The organism is Nesterenkonia sp. HG001 (genome assembly GCF_034438835.1).
GTDB lineage: Bacteria > Actinomycetota > Actinomycetes > Actinomycetales > Micrococcaceae > Nesterenkonia > Nesterenkonia xinjiangensis.
This window is the reverse complement of record NZ_JAOSZD010000025.1, coordinates 1-831: the sequence shown is the minus strand read 5'-3', so window position 1 is coordinate 831 and position 831 is coordinate 1. Positions and strand designations below refer to the sequence as shown.

Annotated in this window: 1 pseudogene; it reads left to right on the top strand. The window is 58.4% G+C overall.

From position 1 onward, the window contains the following. Positions 1-34 precede the first annotated feature (34 nt). Positions 35-831 (top strand): annotated as a pseudogene (locus ODE13_RS16870) (pyruvate dehydrogenase (acetyl-transferring), homodimeric type); the annotation flags it as partial.

The following is an 831-nucleotide window of genomic DNA, read 5'->3' as shown; positions in this document are numbered from 1 at the left end:
CGGCGTTGTCCTTCGATTTTTGAGAGAGGTGCTTGTGAGCGCTGGTGAAGAGATCTCGCATATTCGCAGTGGTCTGACCAATCAGCTTCCGGATCGTGATCCTGAAGAGACTCAGGAATGGTTGGAGTCTTTTGATCAGTTGGTCCAGGCTCATGGCACCGAGCGAGCGGAATACATCATCCGGACTCTGCTGCAGCGGGCTGGGGCGAAGTCCATCGAGGTCCCGATGGTGACCACCACTGATTATGTGAACACGATCCCGGTGGATCAGGAGCCGGAATTTCCTGGTGATGAAGCCATCGAGCGCCGGTTCCGCCGGATTCTGCGCTGGAATGCTGCGGTGATGGTCCATCGTGCTCAGCGTGATGGTGTAGCAGTGGGTGGGCATATCTCCTCCTATGCCGGAGCAGCGACGCTCTATGAGGTCGGGTTCAATCATTTCTTCCGGGGCGCGGATCATCCCGGGGGTGGGGACCAGGTCTTCTTCCAGGGCCATTCCTCGCCGGGCAACTATGCCCGGGCCTATCTGGAGGGCCGGCTGAGTCAGGCTCAGCTGGATGGATTCCGTCAAGAGATCTCCAAGGCCCCAGAAGGGCTGAGCTCGTATCCGCATCCACGGCTGATGCCTGATTTCTGGCAGTTCCCCACGGTCTCGATGGGCATCGGGCCGATGAACGCGATCTATCAGGCCCAGTTCAACCGGTATCTGGAACATCGAGGTATCAAAGACACCAGTGATCAGAACGTGTGGGCCTTCCTTGGTGATGGCGAGATGGACGAGCCCGAGTCCCGGGGGTTGTTGCAGCACGCGGCCAATGAGAAGCTGGATAA